The sequence below is a fragment of the Streptomyces sp. NBC_01288 genome, assembly GCF_035982055.1.
Classification (GTDB): domain Bacteria; phylum Actinomycetota; class Actinomycetes; order Streptomycetales; family Streptomycetaceae; genus Streptomyces.
Map to the genome: position 1 here is coordinate 861,021 of NZ_CP108427.1, position 22,897 is coordinate 883,917.

At 71.4% G+C, this 22,897-nt stretch carries 22 protein-coding genes; 12 read left to right on the plus strand and 10 right to left on the minus strand.

Features of this window, described 5'->3' with window-relative positions; genetic code table 11:
• Window positions 1–164 precede the first annotated feature (164 nt).
• The 3 genes from OG194_RS03935 to OG194_RS03945 all read left to right on the plus strand — a co-directional run bounded on the left by OG194_RS03935 (window position 165) and on the right by OG194_RS03945 (window position 2,859).
• Window positions 165–827 (plus strand): DUF4230 domain-containing protein, encoded by a 663-nt coding sequence (locus tag OG194_RS03935; protein WP_327399410.1) that lies wholly within the window; start codon window positions 165–167, stop codon window positions 825–827.
• 40 nt (window positions 828–867) lie between these two features.
• Window positions 868–1,464, plus strand: a complete 597-nt coding sequence (locus tag OG194_RS03940; RefSeq protein ID WP_327399411.1) for a VanZ family protein — start codon at window positions 868–870, stop codon at window positions 1,462–1,464.
• A 153-nt stretch (window positions 1,465–1,617) separates the two neighbouring features.
• Complete coding sequence (locus tag OG194_RS03945) at window positions 1,618–2,859, plus strand: ricin-type beta-trefoil lectin domain protein (RefSeq protein ID WP_327399412.1); 1,242 nt, start codon at window positions 1,618–1,620, stop codon at window positions 2,857–2,859.
• A 26-nt stretch (window positions 2,860–2,885) separates the two neighbouring features.
• Here the strand turns inward: OG194_RS03945 and OG194_RS03950 are convergent, their stop codons facing one another.
• On the minus strand, window positions 2,886–3,122 hold the full coding sequence (locus OG194_RS03950; protein ID WP_327399413.1) for a hypothetical protein: 237 nt from the start codon (window positions 3,120–3,122) through the stop codon (window positions 2,886–2,888).
• Between the two features lie 80 nt (window positions 3,123–3,202).
• Between OG194_RS03950 and OG194_RS03955 the strand changes: the two genes are divergently transcribed.
• Window positions 3,203–4,225: a PHP domain-containing protein gene (locus OG194_RS03955; RefSeq protein WP_327399414.1), complete on the plus strand. Its 1,023-nt coding sequence runs from the start codon at window positions 3,203–3,205 to the stop codon at window positions 4,223–4,225.
• A gap of 290 nt (window positions 4,226–4,515) precedes the next feature.
• Complete coding sequence (locus OG194_RS03960) at window positions 4,516–5,478, plus strand: SDR family NAD(P)-dependent oxidoreductase (protein WP_327399415.1); 963 nt, start codon at window positions 4,516–4,518, stop codon at window positions 5,476–5,478.
• A gap of 14 nt (window positions 5,479–5,492) precedes the next feature.
• On the opposite strand, the gene OG194_RS03965 is transcribed toward OG194_RS03960, so the two are convergent.
• The 4 genes from OG194_RS03965 to OG194_RS03980 all read right to left on the minus strand — a co-directional run bounded on the left by OG194_RS03965 (window position 5,493) and on the right by OG194_RS03980 (window position 11,743).
• On the minus strand, window positions 5,493–6,143 hold the full coding sequence (locus tag OG194_RS03965; RefSeq protein ID WP_327399416.1) for a M15 family metallopeptidase: 651 nt from the start codon (window positions 6,141–6,143) through the stop codon (window positions 5,493–5,495).
• Between the two features lie 30 nt (window positions 6,144–6,173).
• Entirely contained in the window at window positions 6,174–7,463 is a 1,290-nt protein-coding gene (locus tag OG194_RS03970; RefSeq protein WP_327399417.1) for an ROK family transcriptional regulator, read from the minus strand.
• Window positions 7,464–7,576: 113 nt separating this feature from the next.
• A complete protein-coding gene (locus tag OG194_RS03975) occupies window positions 7,577–8,542 on the minus strand; it encodes a phosphotransferase family protein (protein WP_327399418.1) in 966 nt (321 codons plus the stop codon).
• A 24-nt stretch (window positions 8,543–8,566) separates the two neighbouring features.
• Window positions 8,567–11,743, minus strand: a complete 3,177-nt coding sequence (locus tag OG194_RS03980; protein ID WP_327399419.1) for a bifunctional cytochrome P450/NADPH--P450 reductase — start codon at window positions 11,741–11,743, stop codon at window positions 8,567–8,569.
• A gap of 220 nt (window positions 11,744–11,963) precedes the next feature.
• Here OG194_RS03980 and OG194_RS03985 point away from each other — a divergent pair, with 220 nt between their 5' ends.
• Window positions 11,964–12,395: a DUF6234 family protein gene (locus OG194_RS03985; RefSeq protein WP_327399420.1), complete on the plus strand. Its 432-nt coding sequence runs from the start codon at window positions 11,964–11,966 to the stop codon at window positions 12,393–12,395.
• Between the two features lie 92 nt (window positions 12,396–12,487).
• Window positions 12,488–13,099: a PAS domain S-box protein gene (locus tag OG194_RS03990; protein ID WP_442811779.1), complete on the plus strand. Its 612-nt coding sequence runs from the start codon at window positions 12,488–12,490 to the stop codon at window positions 13,097–13,099.
• On the opposite strand, the gene OG194_RS03995 is transcribed toward OG194_RS03990, so the two are convergent.
• Window positions 13,030–13,971: a DUF3626 domain-containing protein gene (locus OG194_RS03995; RefSeq protein WP_327399422.1), complete on the minus strand. Its 942-nt coding sequence runs from the start codon at window positions 13,969–13,971 to the stop codon at window positions 13,030–13,032. The two genes, OG194_RS03990 and OG194_RS03995, sit on opposite strands and share 70 nt — an antisense overlap.
• A gap of 88 nt (window positions 13,972–14,059) precedes the next feature.
• On the opposite strand from OG194_RS03995, the gene OG194_RS04000 reads away from it, so the two are divergent.
• Window positions 14,060–14,554, plus strand: a complete 495-nt coding sequence (locus OG194_RS04000; RefSeq protein ID WP_327399423.1) for an FBP domain-containing protein — start codon at window positions 14,060–14,062, stop codon at window positions 14,552–14,554.
• 25 nt (window positions 14,555–14,579) lie between these two features.
• Here OG194_RS04000 and OG194_RS04005 read toward each other — a convergent pair whose 3' ends face one another.
• Window positions 14,580–15,581 (minus strand): quinone oxidoreductase family protein, encoded by a 1,002-nt coding sequence (locus OG194_RS04005; RefSeq protein ID WP_327399424.1) that lies wholly within the window; start codon window positions 15,579–15,581, stop codon window positions 14,580–14,582.
• 181 nt (window positions 15,582–15,762) lie between these two features.
• Here OG194_RS04005 and OG194_RS04010 point away from each other — a divergent pair, with 181 nt between their 5' ends.
• The gene (locus OG194_RS04010) at window positions 15,763–16,329 is read left to right on the plus strand and encodes a CGNR zinc finger domain-containing protein (protein ID WP_327399425.1); all 567 of its coding nucleotides are present in this window, start codon (window positions 15,763–15,765) and stop codon (window positions 16,327–16,329) included.
• On the opposite strand, the gene OG194_RS04015 is transcribed toward OG194_RS04010, so the two are convergent.
• Both OG194_RS04015 and OG194_RS04020 read right to left on the minus strand, forming a co-directional pair.
• Entirely contained in the window at window positions 16,293–17,633 is a 1,341-nt protein-coding gene (locus tag OG194_RS04015) for an erythromycin esterase family protein (RefSeq protein ID WP_327399426.1), read from the minus strand. The two genes, OG194_RS04010 and OG194_RS04015, sit on opposite strands and share 37 nt — an antisense overlap.
• A gap of 69 nt (window positions 17,634–17,702) precedes the next feature.
• The gene (locus OG194_RS04020) at window positions 17,703–18,296 is read right to left on the minus strand and encodes a TIGR03086 family metal-binding protein (protein ID WP_327399427.1); all 594 of its coding nucleotides are present in this window, start codon (window positions 18,294–18,296) and stop codon (window positions 17,703–17,705) included.
• Between the two features lie 114 nt (window positions 18,297–18,410).
• Here OG194_RS04020 and OG194_RS04025 point away from each other — a divergent pair, with 114 nt between their 5' ends.
• From OG194_RS04025 to OG194_RS04035, 3 genes are all read left to right on the plus strand, one after another.
• Window positions 18,411–19,664 (plus strand): FUSC family protein, encoded by a 1,254-nt coding sequence (locus OG194_RS04025; RefSeq protein ID WP_327399428.1) that lies wholly within the window; start codon window positions 18,411–18,413, stop codon window positions 19,662–19,664.
• Between the two features lie 69 nt (window positions 19,665–19,733).
• Window positions 19,734–20,771, plus strand: a complete 1,038-nt coding sequence (locus OG194_RS04030; protein WP_327399429.1) for a hypothetical protein — start codon at window positions 19,734–19,736, stop codon at window positions 20,769–20,771.
• A gap of 148 nt (window positions 20,772–20,919) precedes the next feature.
• Entirely contained in the window at window positions 20,920–22,149 is a 1,230-nt protein-coding gene (locus OG194_RS04035; RefSeq protein ID WP_327399430.1) for a lactonase family protein, read from the plus strand.
• Here the strand turns inward: OG194_RS04035 and OG194_RS04040 are convergent.
• Window positions 22,117–22,842 carry a DUF2470 domain-containing protein gene (locus OG194_RS04040; RefSeq protein WP_327399431.1) on the minus strand — a complete coding sequence of 242 codons (726 nt, stop codon included), beginning with the start codon at window positions 22,840–22,842 and terminating at the stop codon, window positions 22,117–22,119. The genes OG194_RS04035 and OG194_RS04040 overlap by 33 nt on opposite strands.
• Window positions 22,843–22,897 lie beyond the last annotated feature (55 nt).

Genomic DNA, 22,897 nt, shown 5'->3' on the forward strand with positions numbered 1-22,897 from the left:
GACATGCTGTCTGCGGCGGGCCAGGACTCCTGGCGGGCCTGAACCATGACTTTTCACCCCTGTGCGCCCTCCGTGCCCCCGTCAGATGGACCGATCGACCAACAGGTCTGTCTGGCAGGGCATTTGGGGGGCATGCGCATACCGAGGAAGGGAGGGCCGTCCCCATGACGACTTCCATCAGCCGTATACCCCGGCGGATGCCGGGCTGGGCGAAGGTGCTCACCGCCGTCGTCGTTGTGATCGCCGTGCTGTTCGCCGGGCTCCGGCTGGCCGTGCTCCCGGGCCTGCGGGACATCTTCGGCACCGAGACCCACGACAATTCGGGTCCGGCGCTGCTCAAGTCCATCCAGGACATGAGCCGTTACGACGCGGCCTCCGGCAACTTCCAGGTCGTCGTGGACCTGGAGAAGGACGCCAAGTTCCTGCCCGACGCGATTCGCGGCACCCGCACCCTGTACGTCGGCGCGGGCACCGTGGAGGGCTATGTCGACCTCGGCAAGCTCGGGAAGGAGGACGTGACGGTCAACGCCGACCGCACGACGGCCAGCATCAAACTGCCGAAGGCGACGCTCGGCAAGCCGGCGCTGGACCCGGACCACTCCTACACGGTCTCCAAGCAACGGGGCCTGCTGGACCGCCTGGGCGACATCTTCTCCGACAACCCCAACAGCGAGCAGGCCGTGCAGAAGCTCGCCTCCAAGCACATCGCCGAGGCGGCGAAGACCAGCGGGCTGACCACGCGTGCCGAGACGAACACCACCAGCATGCTCAAGGGTCTCCTCGGTTCGCTCGGCTTCAAGACCGTGACCATCTCGTACAGCGCCTGACCGGGCGCTGCTGAACCATGGAAAGCTGGAGGCCCACCGCATGGCCCGTACCGTCCCGCGCCTGCGCACCACCAAGAAGACGGAGCCCGAGCCGAAGTCGGCCCGGCCCGACCGCGGACGCCACCAACTGTCCCTCCCCGTGCGTCTGTTGGCGATGCTGATCGGCTTCGTCTTCATGGTGGCGTTCGCCGTCGTACTGGCCAAGCTCACGCTGGAGCCGTCCCCCGCGTCCAAGGCCCTCGTGCACACCAATCTGCACCCGGGCCGCTCCCTGAAGGCCTATCTCGACCAGCCGGCCATGCGGGACGCCATCAAGCAGATCGGCGGGAACGTCGTCCTCGGTATCCCCTTCGGCGTGCTGGTGCCCGTGTTCGCGCCACGGGCACGCGGCATCCTGAAGGTGCTGCTGCTGACGGCGACCGTCATGCTCCTGGTGGAATTCGCGCAGGGCGCGTTGATCACCGGGCGGGCCTTCGACATCGACGACGTCATCCTCAACACCTCGGGCGCGCTGATCGGTTGGGTCCTGCTGGGGCGCCGGCTGGGCCGGGCGGTGCACGCGCGGAAGCCCGTCGCGAAGCCGGCGAGGACACCAAAGGCATCGAAGGCGTCCAAAGCGCCGAAGGCCACTTCGTAACGATCAACTACTGGCCCGTAACATTCAACTACTGGTCCGTACCAAGGTATTGACGCTCTCCTTATCTCACTCCTTAAATCAAGAGGCGACGCTTTCACCCCCCACCTCAGTCGGCGTGTCGGTCCCCACGTCCGCCGTACAGAAGGGAATGCCGTGGCCTCCCCACGCATGCTCCGCAGATGTCTTTTCGCCGCTCTGTCCGCCGCACTGGTCGCGTCCGCCGCGATCGGTCCGGCGCGGGCGGCTTCCACGTCGGCCGACCAGGCCGACGCCGTCACGTTCTCCGACACCTTCGACGGGGCCGCCGGTTCGGCGGTCAACTCCTCGAAGTGGACGCAGGAGACCGGCGACAACGTCAACAACCACGAGCGCGAGTACTACACGTCCGGCACCAACAACGCGTCCCTGGACGGCCAGGGCCATCTGGTGATCACGGCGAAGAAGGAGAACCCGGCCAACTACCAGTGCTGGTACGGGACTTGCCAGTACACCTCGGCGCGGATGAACACCTCCGGGAAGTTCAGCGCGCAGTACGGGCATGTCGAGGCCCGGATGAAGATCCCGCGCGGGCAGGGCATGTGGCCCGCGTTCTGGATGCTCGGCACCGACATCGGGTCGGTCGGCTGGCCCAACTCCGGTGAGATCGACGTCATGGAGAACGTCGGCTTCGAGCCCTCCACGATCCACGGCACCATCCACGGCCCCGGCTACTCCGGCGCCAACGGGATAGGCGCCGGCTACACGCTGGCGAACGGCGCGGCCTTCGCCGACGCCTACCACACGTTCGCCGTCGACTGGGCGCCCAACTCGATCAAGTGGTCGGTCGACGGGGTCGTCTACCAGACCCGTACGCCCGCCGACGTCGGCGGCAACACCTGGGCGTTCAACAAGCCGTTCTTCCTCATCCTCAACCTCGCGGTCGGCGGCGACTGGCCGGGCGACCCGAACAGTGCCACGGCCTTCCCGGCCCAACTGCTGGTGGACTCGGTGTCGGTGACCACGAGTAACACGGCCACCGGCGTGGCGATCAAGGGCCTGGCCGGCAAGTGCGTCGACGTCAACGGGGCCAGCTCCGCCAATGGGACCGCCATCCAGCTCTACGACTGCAACGGCTCGGCCGCCCAGCAGTGGACGGTCGGCTCGGACGGCACGATCCGCGCGCTCGGCAAGTGCCTGGACGTGAACGCCGGCGGCACCGCGGACGGCACCAAGGTGCAGCTCTACGACTGCAACGGATCCGCCGCACAGCAGTGGGCCGTCAGTTCGGCGAACGACATCGTCAACCCTCAGGCGAACAAGTGCCTGGACGTCACCGGCAACACCTCCGCCAACGGCACCCCGCTCCAGATCTGGACCTGCTCGGGTGGCGCCAACCAGAAGTGGACGGTCGGCTGACCTCGTAGAACCCCGGTATTCACCGCCTAGTGCGGCATCCAGGTGAGTTTGTCCCCGCCGACCCAGCGGATCACGTCCGGGTCGTCCAGGTCATGCACCGTGATGCCGCACACGGCCGCGACCTGTAGGACGTCCGTGAGGGTTCTGGCCTCGCAGACCATCTCCCCGTCGATCTCCACGATCCGGAACGGCGGGGTACCGGGCTGCACCTTGAGCACCATGATCCGCGGACTGGAGATGTGCGGGCTGGACATTTCGGTCATGCAATAGAGCCTAGAACGCATCACGCGGACGCGAGCGGTCCACGGTTCCCGGCCGGGGACCGCCCGCGGGAGGAGGCTCGATGGATCCCGTGCGGGCACTGGACCGGATCGCCTTCCTGCTGGAACGCTCCCTGGCCCCGACCTACCGCGTACGCGCCTTCCGTACGGCGGCCCGGGTCCTGACGGCGCTCCCCGAGGGCGAGGTCGCCGAACGCGCGGCGGCGGGGACCCTGGAGTCCCTCAAGGGCATCGGCCCGAAGACCGCGCAGGTGGTCCGCGAGGCCCTGGACGGGCGGGTCCCCGCCTATCTGGAGCAACTGGAGGCCGAGGCCCCCGCCCCGTCCGGCCCCGGCGGCCGAAAACTGCGGGCGCTGCTGCGCGGCGACTGCCACCTCCACTCCGACTGGTCGGACGGCGGCAGCCCGATCGAGGAGATGGGCCGTACGGCGGCCGGGCTCGGCCACGAGTGGGCGGTGCTGACCGACCACTCCCCCCGGCTGACCGTGGCCCGCGGACTCTCCCCGGAGCGGCTGCGCGAGCAGCTGGACGTGGTGGCGGCGCTGAACGGGACCTGGGCGCCCTTCCGGCTGCTCACCGGCATCGAGTGCGACATCCTCGACGACGGCTCGCTGGACCAGGAACCGGAGCTGCTGGAACGGCTCGACGTCGTCGTGGTCTCCGTGCACTCCAAGCTGCGCATGGACGCCCGCGCCATGACCCGCCGCATGGTGGCCGCCGTACGGAATCCGCACGCGGACATCCTCGGGCACTGCACCGGGCGGCTGCTGATCGGGCGGAACGGGGGTGCCGCGCGGCCCGAGTCCGTCTTCGACGCGGACGAGGTGTTCGCCGCCTGCGCCGAGTCGGGTACGGCCGTGGAGATCAACAGCCGTCCGGAGCGGCTCGACCCGCCGAGGCGGCTGCTGCGGAAGGCCGTTGACGCCGGGGTGCTGTTCTCGATCGACACCGACGCGCACGCGCCCGGTCAGCTCGACTGGCAGATCAACGGCTGCGCGCGGGCCGAGGAGTGCGGGGTGCCCGCCGAACGGGTGGTGACGACCTGGTCGGCGGCCGCGCTACTGGACTGGACCAATGGCAAGTGATGCACATCACCGCCTGCGGTGGCCCGCACAGGAACACTCGCCGGTAGTTTGCCGTTGAACAGACCGTGGGTGCGGAGGGAACAGTGTCCCCGGGCCTCAACCTCCGCCCACAGGGACGATCGTTCGGCTGAAGCCCTGTGGAGCCTTTCGCCGCGAGGCGACCGCCTTCCGTGCCCACCACTTGGCCGCCCCGGCCGTGATTCCCCCGTCGCGGTCGGGGCTTCTCCTTGACCTGGGTCCTTGTCTTGGATCCTTGACTTCGAGCGCACTCCAATTCGTAGCGTTCAGGTATGACCACTGCACAGCACAAGATCGGTTCCGGATTCGGTGCGAAGAGCACCGCCGACGACGTCCTGAAGGGCATCGACCTCACCGGAAAGCTCGCCGTCGTCACCGGCGGCTACTCGGGCATCGGCCTGGAGACCACCCGTGCGCTCACCAAGGCGGGGGCCCGAGTCGTCGTCCCCGCCCGCCGTCCCGACACCGCGCGGGAGGCCGTGGCCGGGCTCGACGGTGTCGAGTTGGACGAGCTGGACCTCGGCGACCTGGAGAGCGTGCGCGGCTTCGCCGACCGCTTCCTCGCCTCCGGCCGCACCGTGGACCTCGTGATCGACAGCGCCGGCATCATGGCCTGCCCGGAGACCCGGGTCGGGCCCGGCTGGGAGGCGCAGTTCGCCACCAACCACCTCGGCCACTTCGCCCTCGTCAACCGGCTGTGGCCGGCCATCGCGGCGGGCGGCGCCCGGGTGGTCTCGGTGTCCTCGACCGGCCACCACTCCTCCGGGATCCGCTGGGACGACGTCCACTGGAGCCACGACTACGACAAGTGGGAGGCCTACGGGCAGGCGAAGACCGCGAACGTCCTGTTCGCCGTCCACCTCGACAGGCTGGGCGCCGACCACGGCGTGCGGGCCTTCGCGCTCCACCCGGGTGGCATCCTCACGCCGCTCCAACGCCACCTGGCCACGGAGGAGATGGTGGAGCGCGGCTGGATCGACGAGGACGGCAACCTGCTGAATCCGGACGCCTTCAAGACCCCGGAGCAGGGCGCGGCCACGCAGGTCTGGGCCGCGACCTCGCCCCAGCTGGACGGCCTCGGCGGTGTCTATCTGGAGGACTGCGACATCGCCGAACCCGCCCCCGCCGACGGCGAGCGCATCGGCGTCAAGTCCTGGGCGACCGACCCCGAGCAGGCGGCCCGTCTGTGGAAGCTGTCCGCCGATCTAACCGGTGTGGACGCGTTCGCCGGATAGAACCGGGTACAGCCTCACGAGAGGTCGAGGTCCTTCGGCCCGTAGAGGGCGGCGGGCGCACCGCTCATCAGCGCCCAGTAACGGTCTCCGTACGACCAATGCCACCACTCCGTCGGGTAGTTGACCAGGCCGACCGCGCCGAGCGCCTTGCCCAGCACGGCGCGGTGGGCCCCGGCCTCGGCGGTGATGTTGTCGGCGCCGGTGTAGCAAGCCCCGTCGCTCTCCTCCGGGTTGGCGTTCATCGGGGTGCCCATGTCGAGTTCACGGCCGTCGGCGTCGGCGAGGGTCAGGTCGACGGCCGCGCCGGCGGAGTGCGGGGCGATCTCGGGCGGCGACACATAGCGGCTGGCGGCGGACCGGACGCGATCGGCGGACCAGTCCGGGTTGGCGGCGCGCAGCTCGTCGCCGTAGCCCTCGAAGTAGCGGCGCTGGAGGGCCGGCGGCCGGTAGCCCTCGACGAACAGCAGGCGCAGGCCGTCGGGCAGCAGGGCTTCCGCTTCCAGGAGCCGGTCCAACACGCCCTGGCGCAGGTGGAGTTCGGCGCCGCTGTCGTTCTTGCGGTCGTCGACCAGCAGTACGTCGCTCACGTCGACGAGGGGCTCTCCGCACTCCTCGACGGGGATGGCTGCGACCCGGGCGTCGGACATCAGGATGATCTCGCTCATGGAGTGATCATCCCCCACGTGCCCGTGCCCTCAGTGCGGGGCTCGTTCCTCAAGTGCCGTGCGCCAGGCGGGCGCCGGGCCCTCGGGTTCGGGTTCGGCCCGGCGGCCGCCGCGGGCGAAGAAGTCGGCGAGGGGGAGGATCGCGGCGCCGACGGTGACCGCGTCGGGGCCGAGGCGGCCCAGCTCGATGGTGACGCGTCCGGCGGGGTGGCGCAGCGCGTAGGCGGTGGCGTGGTGGCGTACGGCGGGCAGGAAGCGGGTGCCGAGCTGGAGTCCGGCCCAGCCGCCGATGAGGATGCGCTCGGGCTGGAAGAGGTTGATCAGGTCGGACAGTCCGGCGCCGAGGTACTCGGCGGTCTCCTCCAGGACGGCGAGCGCGACGGGGTCGGCCTCGGTGCCCTCGGGCGGGTAGGCGGCGACCAGCAGCGCGGTCATCGCGGTCTCCTCGTCGGTGCCCTCGGGCGGGCGTCCGCCCTGCTCGCGCCAGCGGTCGAGCAGCGACTCGGCGCCCGCGTACGCCTCCAGGCAGCCGAGGGCGCCGCAGCGGCAACGGCGGCCACGGACCCGTACGGTCAGATGCCCCCACTCGACGGCCCGCCCGTTCTCCACCTCGGGAGTGACGAGGCAGGCACCCACACCGGAGCCGAAGAGGACGACGATCGCGTTGCGTGCGCCGCGCCCGCCGCCGAACCACATCTCGGCCTGGCCGAGCGTCTTGGCGCCGTTGTCGATGAAGTACGGGACGGCGTGCGGGAGTTGGGAGGTGGAGCGGAGCAGTTCTTCGAGGGGGACCGCGTCCCAGCCGATCGTCTGGCCGTGCACGACGGCGCCGTGGTCCGGGGTGTGCTCGACTATGCCGGGGACGCCGATGCCGACGCCCAGGAGCTGTTCCGGTGCGATGTCGGCGGCGGCGAGGACCTCGGCTATGCCGTCGCGGATGTGGCCGACGATGACCTCGACCTCGTAGCGCTGCTGCTCCAACGGGCGTTCGGCGCGGGCGAGTTCGGTGAGGGTGAGGTCGAACAGCTCGACACGGACGCGGGTCTCGCCGACGTCGACGCCGATCATGTGGCCGCTGTGCGGGGCGACTTGGAGGAGGGTGCGGGGACGGCCGCCGTCGGAGTCGACGCTGCCGGCCTCCTCGACCAGTCCGTCGGCGACGAGGTCCGCGACGACGTTGCTCACCGAGCCGGAGCTGAGTCCGGTGGCCGGGCCCAGCTCGAAGCGGCTGAGGGGTCCGTCGAAGTACAGCCGTTGCAGTACGGCCGTGCGGTTGGCCCGCCTCAGGTCGCGTACCGTGCGCCCGTTCCGCCCCGCCATGTGGCTCCCTCCGAACCCTGCCCGACCTGCAAGATACTCCTGCGGTCCCGCCGGGCGCGACTTTCTCCGCCTTCTTAATTCACGCCCTGAACTAAGGGGCGGCGGAATGCACACTACGGGGTGGAAGCCGTCTCGTCGATCTCTCGCAGGGCGGCGAGCAGCTCGGGGGCGACCCTCTCCCGCCGCCAACGGTTCTCTTCCTCGCCGAACTTCCTGGGGACCGTCTCGGCGAGCATGATCAGGTAGAGGTAGCTGCGATAGAGGGCGTAACGGAGGCGGGCCGACCGGTCGAACTCGGCCCGCCCGCCTGCCTCCCGGTAGCCCGCGAGGAACGGCTCGTCCTCCCTGATGTCCCCGAGCAGCGCCAGGGAGACGAAGTCGGCGAGGGGGTCGCCCCAGAACATCCGCTCGCCGTCGATGAGGCCACCGACCCGGGGCGTTCCGGTCGTGCGGTCGACCAGGATGTTGCCCTGCCACAGGTCGAAGTGGACCGCGCAGGGGTCGGTGACCTCGTCCAGGGCGCCGTAGGCGGACCGGGCCGTGCGGGCGATGTCGTCGGCGGGAAGCGGGAGCCAGGCCTCGTAGCGGCGGGTGTCGTCGAGGACGGCGTCGTAGAGCGTGGTGAACGCGGTGCGCCAGTCGGGGGCGAGGGGGCCGAGGGCGCCGGAGGGGTAGCCGAAGCCGGGGCCGGTGATCTCGTGCAGGTGGGCGAGCCGGCAACCCAACTCCGTGCGCAGGTCGGCCACTTCGGGGTCCGTGAGGGAGTCGTCCCAGGGTTCGCCGGGGCAGCGCGTCATGAGGAGGGTGTCGCCGTCGAGGACCACGACACGCGGCGCCGCCACCCCGGCCTTGGCGGCGGCGCCGTAGAAGTCGGCCTCGGAGACGAGGAGTTGGCGTTCGTGCGCCAGGCCGGGGTCGGTGGGTGCGGTCTTGAGGACGTAGCGGGTGCCGTCGGTGAGGGTGAGTTCCTCGACGGTGTTGTAAGTGCCGCCGCCGAGGGGGCGGAGGTGGGCGAGGTCGCCGGGCGGGATGCCCGCCGCGCGGAGTACCTGTCGGGCTCGCTCCGAGGAGTCCGTCACCGTGCGCCCACCTCTTCCTCTCGGTCAGCCGGCGGCGTACACGTCCTCGACGTAACGCCCGTCCGCCATCAGTGCGTTGAGCCACCGCTCGGCCGTCGCGTCGTCGGCGCCGGGCGTGCGGTCCCGGTACAGGGTACGGAACGCCTCCCGCACGCCCGGTGCCATGCGCGAGCCGTCGCCGCAGACGAACACCCGGGCGCCCGCGTCCAGCAGGGCCCACACCTCGTCGGCCTCGGCGGCGACGCGGTGCTGGACGAAGGTCACTCCGTCCTCCGGGGCCGCGCTGAACGCCGGGCGGAGCGAGACGGCTCCGGCGCGCTCGGCGGCGCGGAGTTCGTCGGCGTGGAGGTAGTCGGCGTCGGGCGCGTCACAACCGAAGTAGCTGAGAGCCGGGGCGAGTTCGGCACCGGAGGCGAGGGCGGCCGTACGGTCCGCGATGGTGCCGCGGAAGGGGGCGAGGCCGGTGCCCGCCGCGATCATCACGACCGGGGTGGAGTCGTCGATCCGGAAGGCCTCGCGGCACGGCTGGACGCGGGCGTACACCGTGTCGCCGGGTGCGACGGTGTTGAGGTGGCCGGAGCCCGTGCCCCGGTAGACGCCCTTGCCCGAGCGGGCCGGGGCCTCCAGCAGGGAGACCATCAGGTCCGCGTGGCCGGGGTCGACGGCGGGCGAGGACGAGATCGAGTAGTGCCGGGGGCGCAGCGGGGTGAGGAGTTCGAGGAGCGTGGGCCAGTCCAGGGCGCCGCGCAACGCCGGGTGGTCCTCGACGAGTTCGACGAAGGTGCGCGGGTCGTCGGTGAGAGCGGCGAGGGCGCTGCGCTCGGGCGGGCAGGGGTTGGCGGCGGCCAGCGCGACCAGTTGGTCGGCGGTCGGGCGGTCCTGCAACTCGACGTAGTGGGTGAGAAGTTGACGCGCCGTCACGGGACGGTCGACCGCGAGGCCGTCGCGGCGTGGGCGGCCCGGGCGGATGTCGAGGACGGTGCCGAGGTCGACGCCGAGGGCCGCGGCCGCGCGTTCGACGAGCGCCGGGGCGTTCGCGGGCAGGACGGTGAGGTGGTCGGCGGTGCGGTAGGCGGTCCCGTCCGGCAGGGCGACGCGGACGAAGCGCTTGCGGCGCGGGTGGCCGGGTGCGGTGAGGTCGTGGGCCTCGGTGACGGTCATGGGGACGAGGTCGTGCCGTGCGGCGAGGGCGTCCAGGTGGCCGCCGGTGAGGGTGCGGACCTCGTAGGCGCAGATCTCCTCCAGGGGTTTGACGTCCGTGGCGTCCGGATCGCCGTACGTCTCCAGGAGTGCCGTGCGCAGCCGGGCCGTGAACTCCCGTACGGCGCCGGTGAGATCGCCGGAGGCATCGGCGGCGGCGCGGTCGGTCAGGCGAGTGGCGCCGAGTTCGGCGAGGCGGGCGTCGATGCGGGTCGGCATGTGCTGGTAGGTGGCGGCCCAGTTGCGGTCGCCGACGCCGAGGACGGCGTAGGTCACGTCGGTGAGGTCGTGGGTCTCCTCCAGCCAGGCGGCGAAGGCGAGGGCGTCGTCGGTGGGGCGGCCGTTGTAGGAGGCGGAGGTGATGACGACGGGCCGGTCGGTGGGCAGTCCGTCGGCGTACGCGTCCAGCGGCGCGACTTCCACCGAGCACCCCAACATGGCTGCCTGGTCAGCGAGTTGGGCGGCGAACTCGCGGCACGTGCCGTAGTTGCTGCCGTACAGGAAGAGGGCCGCGGTGCCGGGGCGGACGCGCGCGGGCAGGGTGGCGGTGTCGGCCGTAGGAGTCGCCGGGGCTTCGACCGCACCCGGCAGCGGAGTGTGCACGCGGTCGGCGGGGGTGCGCGGGGTGAGGGTGAGCGTGAAGCCGTCGGGCTTCAGGGTGAGGGTCTCCTTCACCGTGAGTCGGTAGTCGGCGTGGTCGTGGAGTCGGTAGCGGTGGACGAGCATCGCGAGCAGCATGGTCGCCTCGTGCAGCGCGAACTGCCGCCCGATACAGGCGCGTTCACCGGTGCCGAACGGCTTGAAGGCGTGCACGGAACGGGTCGCCTCCGCCTCGGGGGTGAAGCGCGAGGGGTCGAACAGCTCGGGGTTGTCGCCCCAGCCGGGCTGCCGGTGCAGCATGGGCGCGATCACGGTGACGGCCTGCCCGGCACGGAGCGGGATGCGCCCGCCGAGCACCGTGTCCTCCAGCGCGTGCCGGCTGAACGCGGCGGCGGTGGGCCACAACCGCAGCGCCTCGTTGAGGACTTGGCGCGTATAGGTGAGCCGGCCGACCTCGTCGTACGTCGGTTCCGGGTCCGCCGAGTCGCCCCACAGCGCGTCCACCTCGCGCTGCACGAGCTGGAGCACCGCCGGGTGCTTGGCCAGGTAGTACAGCGCGAACGACATCGCGCCGGACGTCGTCTCATGGCCCGCGATCAGGAAAGTGATCACCTGGTTGCGGATGTTGGCGGTGTCGAGCGTCGTGCCGTCGACCGGGTGCTCGGCGCTGAGCATGAGCCCGAGGAGGTCCCCGGCGTCGCCCTGGTCGGTCCCGGTGCGGGCGGCGATGACCTCGTCCACGACCTGCGCGAGGTGGTCGGCGTCGGCCCGGAACGCCGCGTCGGCCGCCGAGTGGTCCTCGCCCGGGACGCGCGCCAGCCGGGTCATGCTCCACTCCAGGCTGCGCACCATGGACTCGACGAAGGGGTGCGGCTCGTCCCGCTCGAACGACCCGAAGTCGTAGTCGAATCCGGCGAGTCCGATGGTGTCGAGGGTCATCCGGGTCATGTCGTCGGGCACGTTGACGGGCTGCCCGGCACGGGCGCCGCGGTCCCAGGCCTCGACGAGCCTGCGGGCCACCTTCAGCATCACGGGGTGGTAGGTGTGCATCGAGCCGAGCGCGAACGCGGGCATCAGAATGTCGTGCGCCTTGGCCCAGTTGGGCTCGTCGTTGTACGCCGTGAAGAGTCCGTCGGCGGCGAAGGCCCGGACGTTCTCCAGGGCGGGCCCGATGTGCTTGGCGAACCGCCGCTCGTCGGCGAGCTCGGTCACCAGGTCCAGATCGCTGACGAACAGCGTGTCCCGCCCGTGCAACCGCCGTACGAACACGGGGCCATGACGGCGCATCAGTTCCATGATCTGCTGCATCGGGGTGCGACCGGGGCCGGTCGCGGTGATGTCGACGACGGGCACGCCGGGGAGCGTGTCGACGGGCTGGGGGTGCGGCGCGGTGGGGGGCATGGCGCGACAACTGCCTTTCGCGGTACGGAAGTACTGCGTTCCAGCGTGCTCGCCCCGCCCCGGCGGACCGCGCCGTGCGACTACACGATCGTGTAGTGAAAAGCACCGATGGCGTCTTGCACGGACGGCGCGAGGCGGCTAACCGGGCGCGCGGCCTGAGTGCGCGTACTGAGTGTGCGTACTCATGCATGCCCCACGACCGGCCCGGCAGGGTGGGCGCATGACGCATGTACTGCCCGAACATCCGCCTCGGCACGGCCTATGGCCGTGGTCCAACAGGACGCCCCACGCTCCGGACATCCTCGCCGCCATCATCCTGTTCATCGGTGAGGCCGCCGACTTCGCCTGGACGACTTTCGGCTACGGAATGGAGAGTTGGGCCGCACAGGACGACCAGGACAGGATCGACGCGGCGACGCTCGCGAACATCGCCTGGACAGAACACTTCCTCTACGTCGTCCTCGCCCTGGCGGGCCTCGCGGCGCTCTCCCGCGCACCATGGACGGCGGTGTCGCACCTCCTCACCGCCGGTCTCGTGTTCACACTGCTCACGGGCGCGCAGCACGAGTGGGACCGCGCTCATCCGGACCCCGCGCCCCCACCGAGCGCGGGCTACTCGCCCTGCTACAGCGGCAGCGGGACATGTCCCTGAGCCGCATGATTGTGTAGTGCGGCAGGGCGTGACAGGAGGTGCCGGTGGACTGGACCCGCAGGGAGGGCGTGGTGTGGCGCAACCGTGCCCTGATGCTCTTCGACCGGGTGGCGGTGCCGGTCGCGGTGTGTGACGTGTACGGCTCGGTGCAGGCCGCCAATCCCGCGATGGCGGCGGAGTGCGGTACGACACCGGGGCGGCTGCGCGGCCGGGACGTGCTCGACCTCTTCCGGCCGCAGGAGACCGGACAGGTCGAGCGGATCGCGCAGGCGCTGCGGCTGCGGCACCGGTCCCGCTACCAGGTGTCGGTACGGTGGCGGTCCCCCAACGGCACGGAACGCTATGGGGAGTTGACGGCCGACCCGGTCAGCGACACGGTCGAGGAGACACCGGCACTGCTGGTCATGCTCCGCGTGCGGGGCGAGGGCGAACCCGGTGCCGACAGTCCCGACGAGAACTCCCCCACCCAGGTCACCCCGGTCGAGGCCCGCATCCTGGCCCTGCTCGCCGGCGGCGCCACCACCGCCCGCGCGGCCCGCGAGACCGGCCTCACGACGGACGGCGTGACCTATCACCTACGGCGCCTGTCGGCCCGGTGGGACGCGGCGAACCGCACCGAACTGGTCGCCCGTGCCTATGCGGTTGGGGTGCTGACGCCCGGGGTCTGGCCGCCGGTACCTGTCACGGACACCGACGAACGGTAGGCCGTACCCGCTCCCTCCGGCGCCCCGAAGCGGGCGAGGGTGTGCCACACCATCTTCAGGTCCTGGAGTTCATGGCGACCGGTGCGGGCCGCGTCGCCGATGACCCTCGGGTCGATGACACCGCGCTCGGCGATGCGGGCGCCCAGATCGGCATACTCCTGGCCGCGATAGTCAGCGTGCCGGTGCAACTCCCGCACGGTGAGCCGATATCCGGGGTGCCATTCGACGGGGCAGGGCAGGCGGCGGGCGGCGGTCTCGACCGGGGTGCCTCGGTAGCTCGCGTCCAGGACGAGGGCCTCCATGTCCCGGGCGAGGACGACACCTCCGTGCACCTGTGTCTCGATGTAGTCGTTCAGGGCGTCCTGTTCGTCTTCGTCGGCCTCGGCGAGCGCGATCAGGTTCATGCCGGACGCGACGCCGAAGTCGGTCGGTTCGGCCGCGCTGTCCGGGTAGCAGAAGGTCGCGCGGGCGAGGGTCGTACCGCTCAGCCGGAAGTGCGAGGAGCCGAACCGCGGGGCGGCGCCGACCACTTGGCGCCGGAAGTCGAGCGCGCCGTACACCGGTCGCTCGGGTGCGGGCGCCTCGTCGTAGGCACCGGCGAAGATCCGGCTCTCCCAGCGCCAACGGTCGCCGCCCGGGCGGGCGGTGAGACCGCCGTTGCTGGTGCCGGTCACGAACTGCGAGTGGTACGCGCCGTCTTGGGCCAGCGCGTCGAGAATCGGGCGGCCGGTCGCCGTCGCCGTACGGTCGGGATGAAAGTTGAGGGTGATGCGAAAGCGCGGGTCGACGGCCGGGCCCGAAGAGCTCTCGGCCACATGCCGCAACGCCCGTGCCTGGCGTGCCCCGACGCCGTCGACGCCCCCGAAATCCATTGGCCCCTCCACCGCTCGCCTCACTACCCTGACCCAAAACCTAGACCCCCTAGGTTTCGGAACCGGTACCGCCCCAGGAGACTCCCCCATGAGATCACTCACCGAGCAGGACATCCGCAACTCCTTTGTCAACTGCTCGAAGGGCGAGGCCAAGCGGCTCGCGATCCCCCGCGATCTCGACACCCGCCCCTGGGCCGACCTCGACTTCCTGGGCTGGCGAGATCCCGGTGCACCGGACCGCAGCTACCTCGTCACCGAGCGCGCGGACGGGCTGATCGGCGTCACGCTCCGCTTCCCGTCCTCGCAGCGCGGCTTCCCGCACCGGAGCATGTGTTCGCTGTGCGTGACGACCCACTCGGGCGGCGGCGTCTCCCTGATGACCGCGCGCAAGGCCGGCCCGGCGGGCCGCGAGGGCAACTCGGTCGGCCTGTACATGTGCACCGACCTCGCCTGTTCCCTCTATGCGCGCGGCCGGAAGATCCCCGAGTCGGGCATCCGCATCGAGGAGAGCCTGACCGTGGAACAGCAGATCGACCGGACGGTGGCCCATCTGACCGCGTTCCTGGAAAAGCTGTACGTCTGACGTCAGCCCGGCCACCCGTCCGAGATCACTCCCGCCCTACGGCGATCACGATCTTCCCCCGGTTGTCCCGGCGCTCCAGCCGCTCGTGGGCGGCACGCGCCTCGGCGAGCGGTACGACGGTCTCGATCGGCACCCGGTACATGCCGGCGGCGACCCGCTCGGCGAGTTCCCGCAGGTCCGCGCGGGGGTCGTAGCCGCCGTGGATCTGGAGGTTGGTGAGCTGGAAGCCGAGGATCGACGCGTTCTTCGGGTAGAAGTCGCGGGTGTCGACGGTGCTCGGCTCCAGGGCGACATTGGCGAGGGCGACGACCCGGCCGCCGTGCCCGATCTCGCGCAGGCTGCGCCCGAAGGCGGGGCCGCCGACGGTGTCGAGGATGACGTCCGCGCCCCGCCCGCCGGTGAGCCGTAGCACCTCGTCGACCTCCGCGTCGTCAGGGCAGGAGGACGTGTCGAGCGTGGCGTGGGCGCCGAACTCCCCTGCCCAGGCTGCCTTTTCGGGTGATCCGGCGAGGGCGATGACCCGGGCGCCGGTCTCGGCCGCGATCTGTACGGCCGCGCTGCCGACCCCGCTCGCGGCGGCCTTCACGACCACCGTGTCCTCCTTGGTGACCCGGGCGAGGTGTCGCAGGCAGTACCAGGCCGACAGCCAGGCGACGGGCAGGGCGGCTGCGTGCGCTAGGTCGATCCCGTCGGGCAGGGCGGCGACCCGGGTGGCGGGTACGGCCACCAACTCGGCGTAGAAACCGGGCGAGTTGATGCCGTCGAGGGCCACGACCCGTTGCCCGACCGTGAAGCCGGTGACGCCCTCCCCCAGCCCGGCGACGGTCCCGGCGCCCTCCACTCCCGGGATCAGCGGCGGCTTCCCGGCCCGGTGGTAGTTCCCGGACCTGATCAGGGCGTCCGCGCGGTTCACGCCCGCCGCGGCGACCCGCACCAGCACCTGCCCGGGACCCGCGACCGGGTCGGGCACCTCGACCGGTACCAGCACCTCGGGCCCGCCGAACTCGTCGATCCGTACCGCACGCATGAGCCACCTGCTCCCTGTCACGGCCACCGAACTCGGGCCGATCCGACTGACACCTGTTGAACTGGTGTCACCATGCGACACCGGACGAACCGGTGTCAAGGCCTGACGGAGAGCGTCGCTCGCGGCCGGTCGCCCTCGCGTACACCGCATGAACCGGTGTACGCGAGGTAAGCTCGCTGCCATGACCATCCCGCCCGTCTTCCCGTTCATCGGCGGACGCCCGTGCCTGAACTTCGCGGCGACGCTCGGCAAGCGGCACGGCACGCCCGTGGAGCGGCTTCCTGACCCGGCGGCCCTGGCTGGCTGGATCACGGAGGCGGAGCTGTCGGTGGGCACCGAGCCGGTGCGGGTCACGGCCCGGGAGCTGACGGACGCGCGGACCCTGCGCGAGGCGCTCTACCGGGTCGTACGGGACGCGATGGCCGGTCGGGAACCGGCGGCGGCCGATGTCGAGCGGGTCAACGAGGCCGCCGCGCGGCCGGATCTCGCGCCCCAACTGGGCGACCAGCGCTGGAAGTCGGCGCATCCGGCGCGCGCGGCGCTGGCGACGGTGGCCCGGGACGGCGTCCTGCTGGTGGGCAGTCCGCTGCTGGAGCGGGTCAAGGAGTGCGAGAACCCCGAGTGTTCCCTGCTGTTCCTCGACGACTCCCAGGCCCGCCGCCGCCGTTGGTGCTCGATGGACCGCTGCGGCAACCTCGCGAAGATCGCGGGCTATCGGTCGCGCAGTCGGGCCGCCGTGACCGAGTGAAGATGGATCAACACGTCGTAGCTTCGGGCCAGGGCGATGGTCCGCAGGTCCTCCGGGTAGTCGGTGCCGATACTGCGGGTCGGCCGTGCCTCCGCCAGCCATGCGCGGGCCGGTGATCCCACCGAGCGCAGATCGACCAGGTAGTCGGTGAACCGCACCTGGTCCAGGGTCCGTTCGTTGCTGCCGGCCCCGGCCGGTCCCAGTGTCCAGCGGTGGATCGCGTCGTCGGGGCCGGTGGCGTTGAACGAGCCCCGGTCGAAGGTCAGGCCCACGCTGCGATACCGGGAGCCGAGGGTGTCGCGCAGGAACGCCCCTTGCATCTTGGGGTAGTTGGCCGGGTCGGACGGCACATAGCCGATGTGGGCGTCGTGCGCGGACAGCAACACCTTGGTGCCGGTGTGCCGTTGCCACCAGACGACGTTGGCCGCCATCGTCTCGTCCCGGTAGCGCATGGCCGCGGGGACCTGCGCGGGGTCGGCGAAGTCGAAGTCGTACTGCCGGGCCACCTGGTCGAGGACGGTCGCGTTCCGCACGGCCCAGTCGTACGCCTCGCGGTCCTTCCCCGGTGACTGCCGCTTCAGCAACTCCAGTGCGCGGCCGGTGCGTTCGGCCATCTCCTGGCGTTCGGCGTACGGCTTGTCGAGGTACTGCTCGATGTACGTCCCGGCCGGCACGGTGGGCCGCAGCCCTCGGTACAGGTCGGCGAGACGGGTGCTCAACTCGGGGTGGGTGTCGGCCACATAGGCCGTGACCGAGTCGTAGAGCTCCGGTCCGGCCCAGCCGATGTCGTCGCCCATGAAGCGCACGGGGTCGCCGGGATGCCGGACGTTGTACGCGCGCATCCACTCGACGAGCTTCAGATAGTCGGTGTTGTTCCACCACAGGTAGTCGCGCTGGAACTCCTCGCGGAAGATGCGCCGCGGGTCCCCTTCGCCGTACAGGACATAGTCGTTGAGGCGCAGGCCGGTGCTCCAGGCTCCCTCCAGAGCGAAGGTGCGGAAGCCCTTCTTCTCGACGAGGTGGCGGAAGACGCGGTCCTTGAGGGCGAGGAAGTCGTGGGAGCTGTGGGTGGCCTCGCCGAGGCCGACGACGCGGGCGCCGCCGATCATCCGGTCGAGGGGGCGTAAGTCGTCGGTGGGGCCGCCCGGTTCGACGGTCCGCAGCGGGTGGGCGGAGCGGTCGAGGGACGCAACCACGTCCGAGGGCGCGGGAGTTGGCGTTGCCGTCGCGGCCGGGGTGCCGGCCGCGACGGTGCCGAGGCTGATGAGCAGGGTCAGGATCAGTCCGGTCCGATGCCGTTTCATGGTGCGAGGGTCGCGTGCCCCGGGGGCGGGGACCATGCGGTGGTCCTCCGTATCGGGGTGGGGTTTCCCTCAGGAACCGGCGGGTGTCCAGTGCGGGTAGCGGCCGAGGAAGGCGAGGAGCGTCTCGGCCCGGTCGTACTCGTCCTTCACCGCCAGCGCGGGCGCGAACACCTGGTAGGAGTCGCGGAGTTGGTCGACGAGCCGGTCCGCGGCCGGCCAGATCCCCTCGGCGAGGTCCGCGCCCAGTGGCCGGTTCCGGCCGGTGGCCGCCGCGATGTCCCAGGCGTGCACGGCCGCGTCCATGGCGGCCGTCGCCGCGGCGAACGGGAGGGGCATCGGGCCCAGCGGTGTCGGCACCTGTTCGGCGTCGGCGGGCAGGTGGGCGTACGCGTCCGCCACCATGCGGAGCACCTTGTCGAGTTCGGCGACCGGGTCCCCGGCGAGGGCGTCCTCCGGGTGGAAGGGGTCGGAGTCGGGCCGGTCGCCGGTGAGGACGAGGCCGTAGGCCTGCTGGTCGATGCGCGCGTGGTTGAGGACCTGCCGTACCGTCCATTCGCTGCACGGCGTGGGCGCAGTCCAGGCCGCCTCGGGCACGGCGGCGACCACCTCGCGCAGGTAGTCGTGCGAGCGGGCCAGTACCTCGATGCCCTGGATGTTCGTCATGAACGTTCCCCTCCCCTTCGTTCCGTGCGGTGATGACAATCTAGGAGGCCTTGCGGACAGCTACTGTCCGCAAGAGAGACGTTCGGCGCATCGGTGAGAGGGAATAGGCCAAGGATGCGAGATGTCCGTGAGTGGACGGCGCCACTGGTGCGGTTCCTGGGGCGGCACCGGGACCCGGTGGTCGTCCAGACGCTGCGGTCGGCGACCGCGGCGACGGTCGCGTACGTCGTCGCCCTGCGCCTGAGCCCCGAGCCCGCCCCGCTGACCGCTCCCCTCACCGCGCTCCTCGTCGTCCAGGTCACCCTCTACGCCACCCTCACGAACGGCATCCGCCGCGTGACCGCCGTGGTCGCGGGCGTGCTCGTCGCCATCGCCTTCAGCCTGCTGGTCGGTCTGACCTGGTGGAGCCTGGCCCTGCTGATCGTGGCCGCGCTGGTGGTGGGGCGGCTGGTGCGGGTCGACGAGTACGTGCCCGAGGTGGCGATCAGCGCGATGCTGGTCCTCGGGGTCACCACGGTCGGGAACACGGCCTGGGCGCGGATCGTGGAGACACTGATCGGCGCGGTCGTCGGACTCGGCTGCAATCTGCTGCTGGCTCCCCCGGTGTGGGTGGACGAGGCCGGCGAGTCGATCGAGGGCCTGGCCCGTCGGCTACGGCGGCTGATGCGGCGCATGGGCGAGGAGGCGGCGGGCCGCACACCCGTCGACCACGCCACCGCGCGGCTGCACGAGGCGCGCCGGCTCGACCACGACATCGTCGAGGTGGACGCGGCCCTGCGGCAGGCCGAGGACAGCCTGCGGCTCAATCCGCGCGTACGGGAGGGGCTGCTGCACCGGGTCGTGCTGCGGACCGGCCTGGACACCCTGGAGATCTGCACGGTCGTGCTCCGCGTCCTCGCCCGCACCTTCACCGACCTGGCGAAACAGCGTGACCCCGAGCCTTTGTTCGCGCCGCCCACCGGCGCGGCCGTAGAACAGCTGTTGTCCGAGATCGGTGACGCCGTGGTCAGTTTCGCGGTGCTGGTGACCACCGATGTGTCGGTGAGCGCCGAGTCCGCCGAGTCACGGCTCACCACCGAGCTGCACACGGCCGCCGCGACCCGCGACAAGCTGGCCCAGCTGCTCCTGGAGGAGGTGCAGCGGGACGCGGCGCAGTGGCAGCTGCTGGGTGCCATGCTGACCGAGGTCAACCGCATGCTGGACGAGCTGGACACCGAGCACCGCTCGCGCCGGCTGCTGGAGGAACTCGACCGGTGTGCCAGTGAGCAGCGCGAGCGCCTGCCGTGGCTGGCGTGGCTGCGGGAGCGGGTGGGGGTTCCGGATCGGCTGCGCAGGAACCGGGGCAGGGGCGCCGATCGTTCTAGGTGACGAGGTCACCTGGGGGCGGGGCGCGCCCAGGAGGACGACTCGGCACAGCGGAACCATGGGGGCGGGCGTATGACCGACAGCACCGTACGGATCGACGGGAACACCTTGCGGCTGCCCGGTGGGGTGGCGGTGCGGTTCGTCCGCACGCTGCGGCTGCCCGAGACGGGTACGCATCCGTTGCCGCCGGGGATCGGCGAGTTCCCGGTCCGGCGGGTCGCGGACTTCCCGGACACGGTGCCCGCGGAGTGGCGCGCGCGGGGCGGGGTGCTGCTGCCGGTGTATCTGCGTGAGGCGATGTGGCTGAGCTTCGCGGGCACGCGGGAGCCGGCCGCACTTCAGGTCGGGGTGGGCAAGGTGTGCGCGGTCTCGGGCGAGCCGTGGAGCGACCGGCTGTCCCGGAACCCGCAGAACTACGTGGTGCTGCCCCGCCAGCCGTGGCTCGACGGCATCAACTCCGGCAAGGACACGGTCCGTCAGTTCGTGGCGGTCCCGCTCGGTCTCGGCGCGACGGTCGAGGGGCAGGTCACGGGCGAGGAGGTGTGGGGCGGCGTCCAACTCCAGTCCTTCCCGCTCGGTGAGCGGGAGTTGACCAAGTGGCGCGAGGCCGAGCGACGTCGCTCGGAGCGGGCGCGGACGACGACCCTGCCGACCGGCGGCTACGGCATGCCCGCCGCGCCGATGATGTCCGCGCCCGGCGCCCCACCGGCACCGAGCCCCCGCGCCGCCGCTGCCATGGGACTCGGTGTCGGCGGTTCGATGCACCAGGAGGTCTACGAGGACGACCGCCCCCTGAAGGACTGGGCCGACGCGCCCGCCGGGCGGGTCTTCGTGCACCTGGTGACGCCCCCGGAGTGGCGCCGCATCACCGGCGAGGCCCCGCCGCCGTCACCGGTGGACCGTGCCGCGTACACCCGGGCGGGGCTCCCCTGGTTCGACTACTACGACCAGGACGCCGAGGATCTCGCCCCCACCGACACCCTGGGCGCGGTCCAGCCGGTCGGTGACTGGCTGGGTGACGACCACGAACCCTGGCAGGAACCCGCGGCCGACCAGGTGCAGCCCATCAAGGACGCGCAGGGGAAGCCGGTGGAGGACGGCGACTGGTAGGCCATCCCCGGGCAGTCGACTGGGCAGGGCACCCGCCCGACACTCGTTGCACTGAACGCAACGCCCGTTGCCGGTCTTGCGCTAAACAGGCCCCGCACGCCAAGGTTGCTGTGACGACCGAGGCGAGCGACGACCTGAGGGTGTGGGCATGACGAGTGGTGCGGAGGCGTCACGCGAGGGCTGGAGCAGGCGCCGTTTCATCGGCGCCCTGGGCGGAACGGCGGCGGTGATCGCGGTCCCGGCACCGGCTTCGGCACCGGCCGACCCCGGAACCACTCCTACGACGGGCTCGACGGCCGCGAAGGCACCGGCACCCGCCGCACCACCCGCCGCCGGAAAGGCCTCCGGCCCCCGCCCCCTCTACCTCGGCACCTACACCTCGGTCGACGGCGGCGGCACGGGCATCGGCCTGGCCACCTACGACGCGTCGACCGGCAAGATCACCGGCGCGGGCACGCTCACCGGGGTCGCCGACCCGTCGTACCTCACCGTGCACCCCGACGGCCGCACGCTGTACGCGGTCGACGAGCAGACGGCCGGCGCGGTGACCGCCGTACGACTGGCGGACCGCAAGGTCCTCGGCGCGCGGAGCACCGGCGGCGCGGGTCCCTGCCATCTGTCCGTGCACCCCACCGGGCGCTGGCTGCTCAGCGCCAACTACACGTCGGGCAGCGTGGCCGTGCACCCGATCGACAGTTCGGGCGCGCTCGGCGAACGCACCGCGCTGGCCAAGCACTCCAGTCCGCAGCCCGGCCCGGGGCAGGACGGGCCGCACGCGCACCAGTTCGTGACCGCTCCGGACGGCGGCCATGTCCTCGCCGTCGACCTGGGCACCGACACGGTCTACACCTACCGCCTGGACACCACGAAGGGCACGCTCGCCGAGGTCTCGCAGGCACACACCCGCGCGGGCGCGGGCCCGCGCAGCCTCACGTTCCACCCCGGCGGCCGGTACGCCTACCTGGCCAACGAGGTCGACGACACCATCGCGGTCTGCGCCTACGACCCGGGCACGGGCGCCCTCTCGATCGGCGCCCCGCAGTCCAGCGGCGGCACGGGCAGTACCACCAACTACCCGGCGCAGATCCTGGTGACGTCGAACGGCGCGTACGCCTATCTCGCCAACCGCGGTGACAACACCCTGGCCCGGTACGCCGTCGAGGCGGACGGCGCCCGGCTCAGGCTGCTCGGCACGGTACCGGTGTCCGGTGACTTCCCGCGGCAGATCGCGCTCTCGCCGGACGGGACGCTGCTGTTCACCGCGAACCAGAGGTCGAGCACGGTCAGCGTGTTCCATGTGGACGACAACACGGGTCAACTCACGCTCGCGGGCGAGCCGTTCGCCTCACCGGTCGCCGTCTGTGCGCTGCCGCTGTAGGGGGCGCGGGCAGGACGCGGCGCTGGCCTGGGTGAGCAGCACATGCATGCGCTCGGTGAGGTGGGAGACCGTGTCGGCGGGCGCGTGGAACGGCAGCCGTACGTCGCCGTGGGCGCGGGCGCGCTCGATGCGCAGCGTCAGTCCGTGCCGGTCCACGGCGAGGGGCTGGACGCGGACCGCGCCGTGCAGGCTGTCGGGTTCGACGAGCCGGGTGAGCCGCTCGACCGCGTCGGAGTGGCAGTCGGCGAGGTGGGTCAGCAGCTGGGCCTCGGCCAGGGCCAGCGGGTCGGGTTCGGCGGCGGCGAACTCGTCGAGGTCGACGACGACCGCGCCGGTCGCCGGGCGCAGCACCACGCGCGTGGCGCGGAAGGCGAGTTGGTCGTCCTCGGGGACGAACCAGCCGGCCATCCACAGCCGGGCCCGGATACGGTTGCGCACGGGGACGGGCGCGACGTCCGCGAACTCCAGGACGGCGGACGGCTCTCCGCGGGGCGCGCAGATCGCGGCCGCCAACAGGGCGCTGTCCTCGGGCACTTGCAGGAGCACCCGGCCGTCGTCGTCCACGCTGTGCGCACCGACGAACTCCTCGCGACCGCCCTCCGCGGTCACCGCGCAGGACCATGCGGCGGCGAGCACCGAGCGGGCTCGCTCGGCCGCGGCAGGCACGGCCGTCCACGTCTGGCTGTCACCCATCCCTGAACCTCCTTAGGTAAGCCTTGCCTAACCTACCGAAGATCGGGGCGCACGC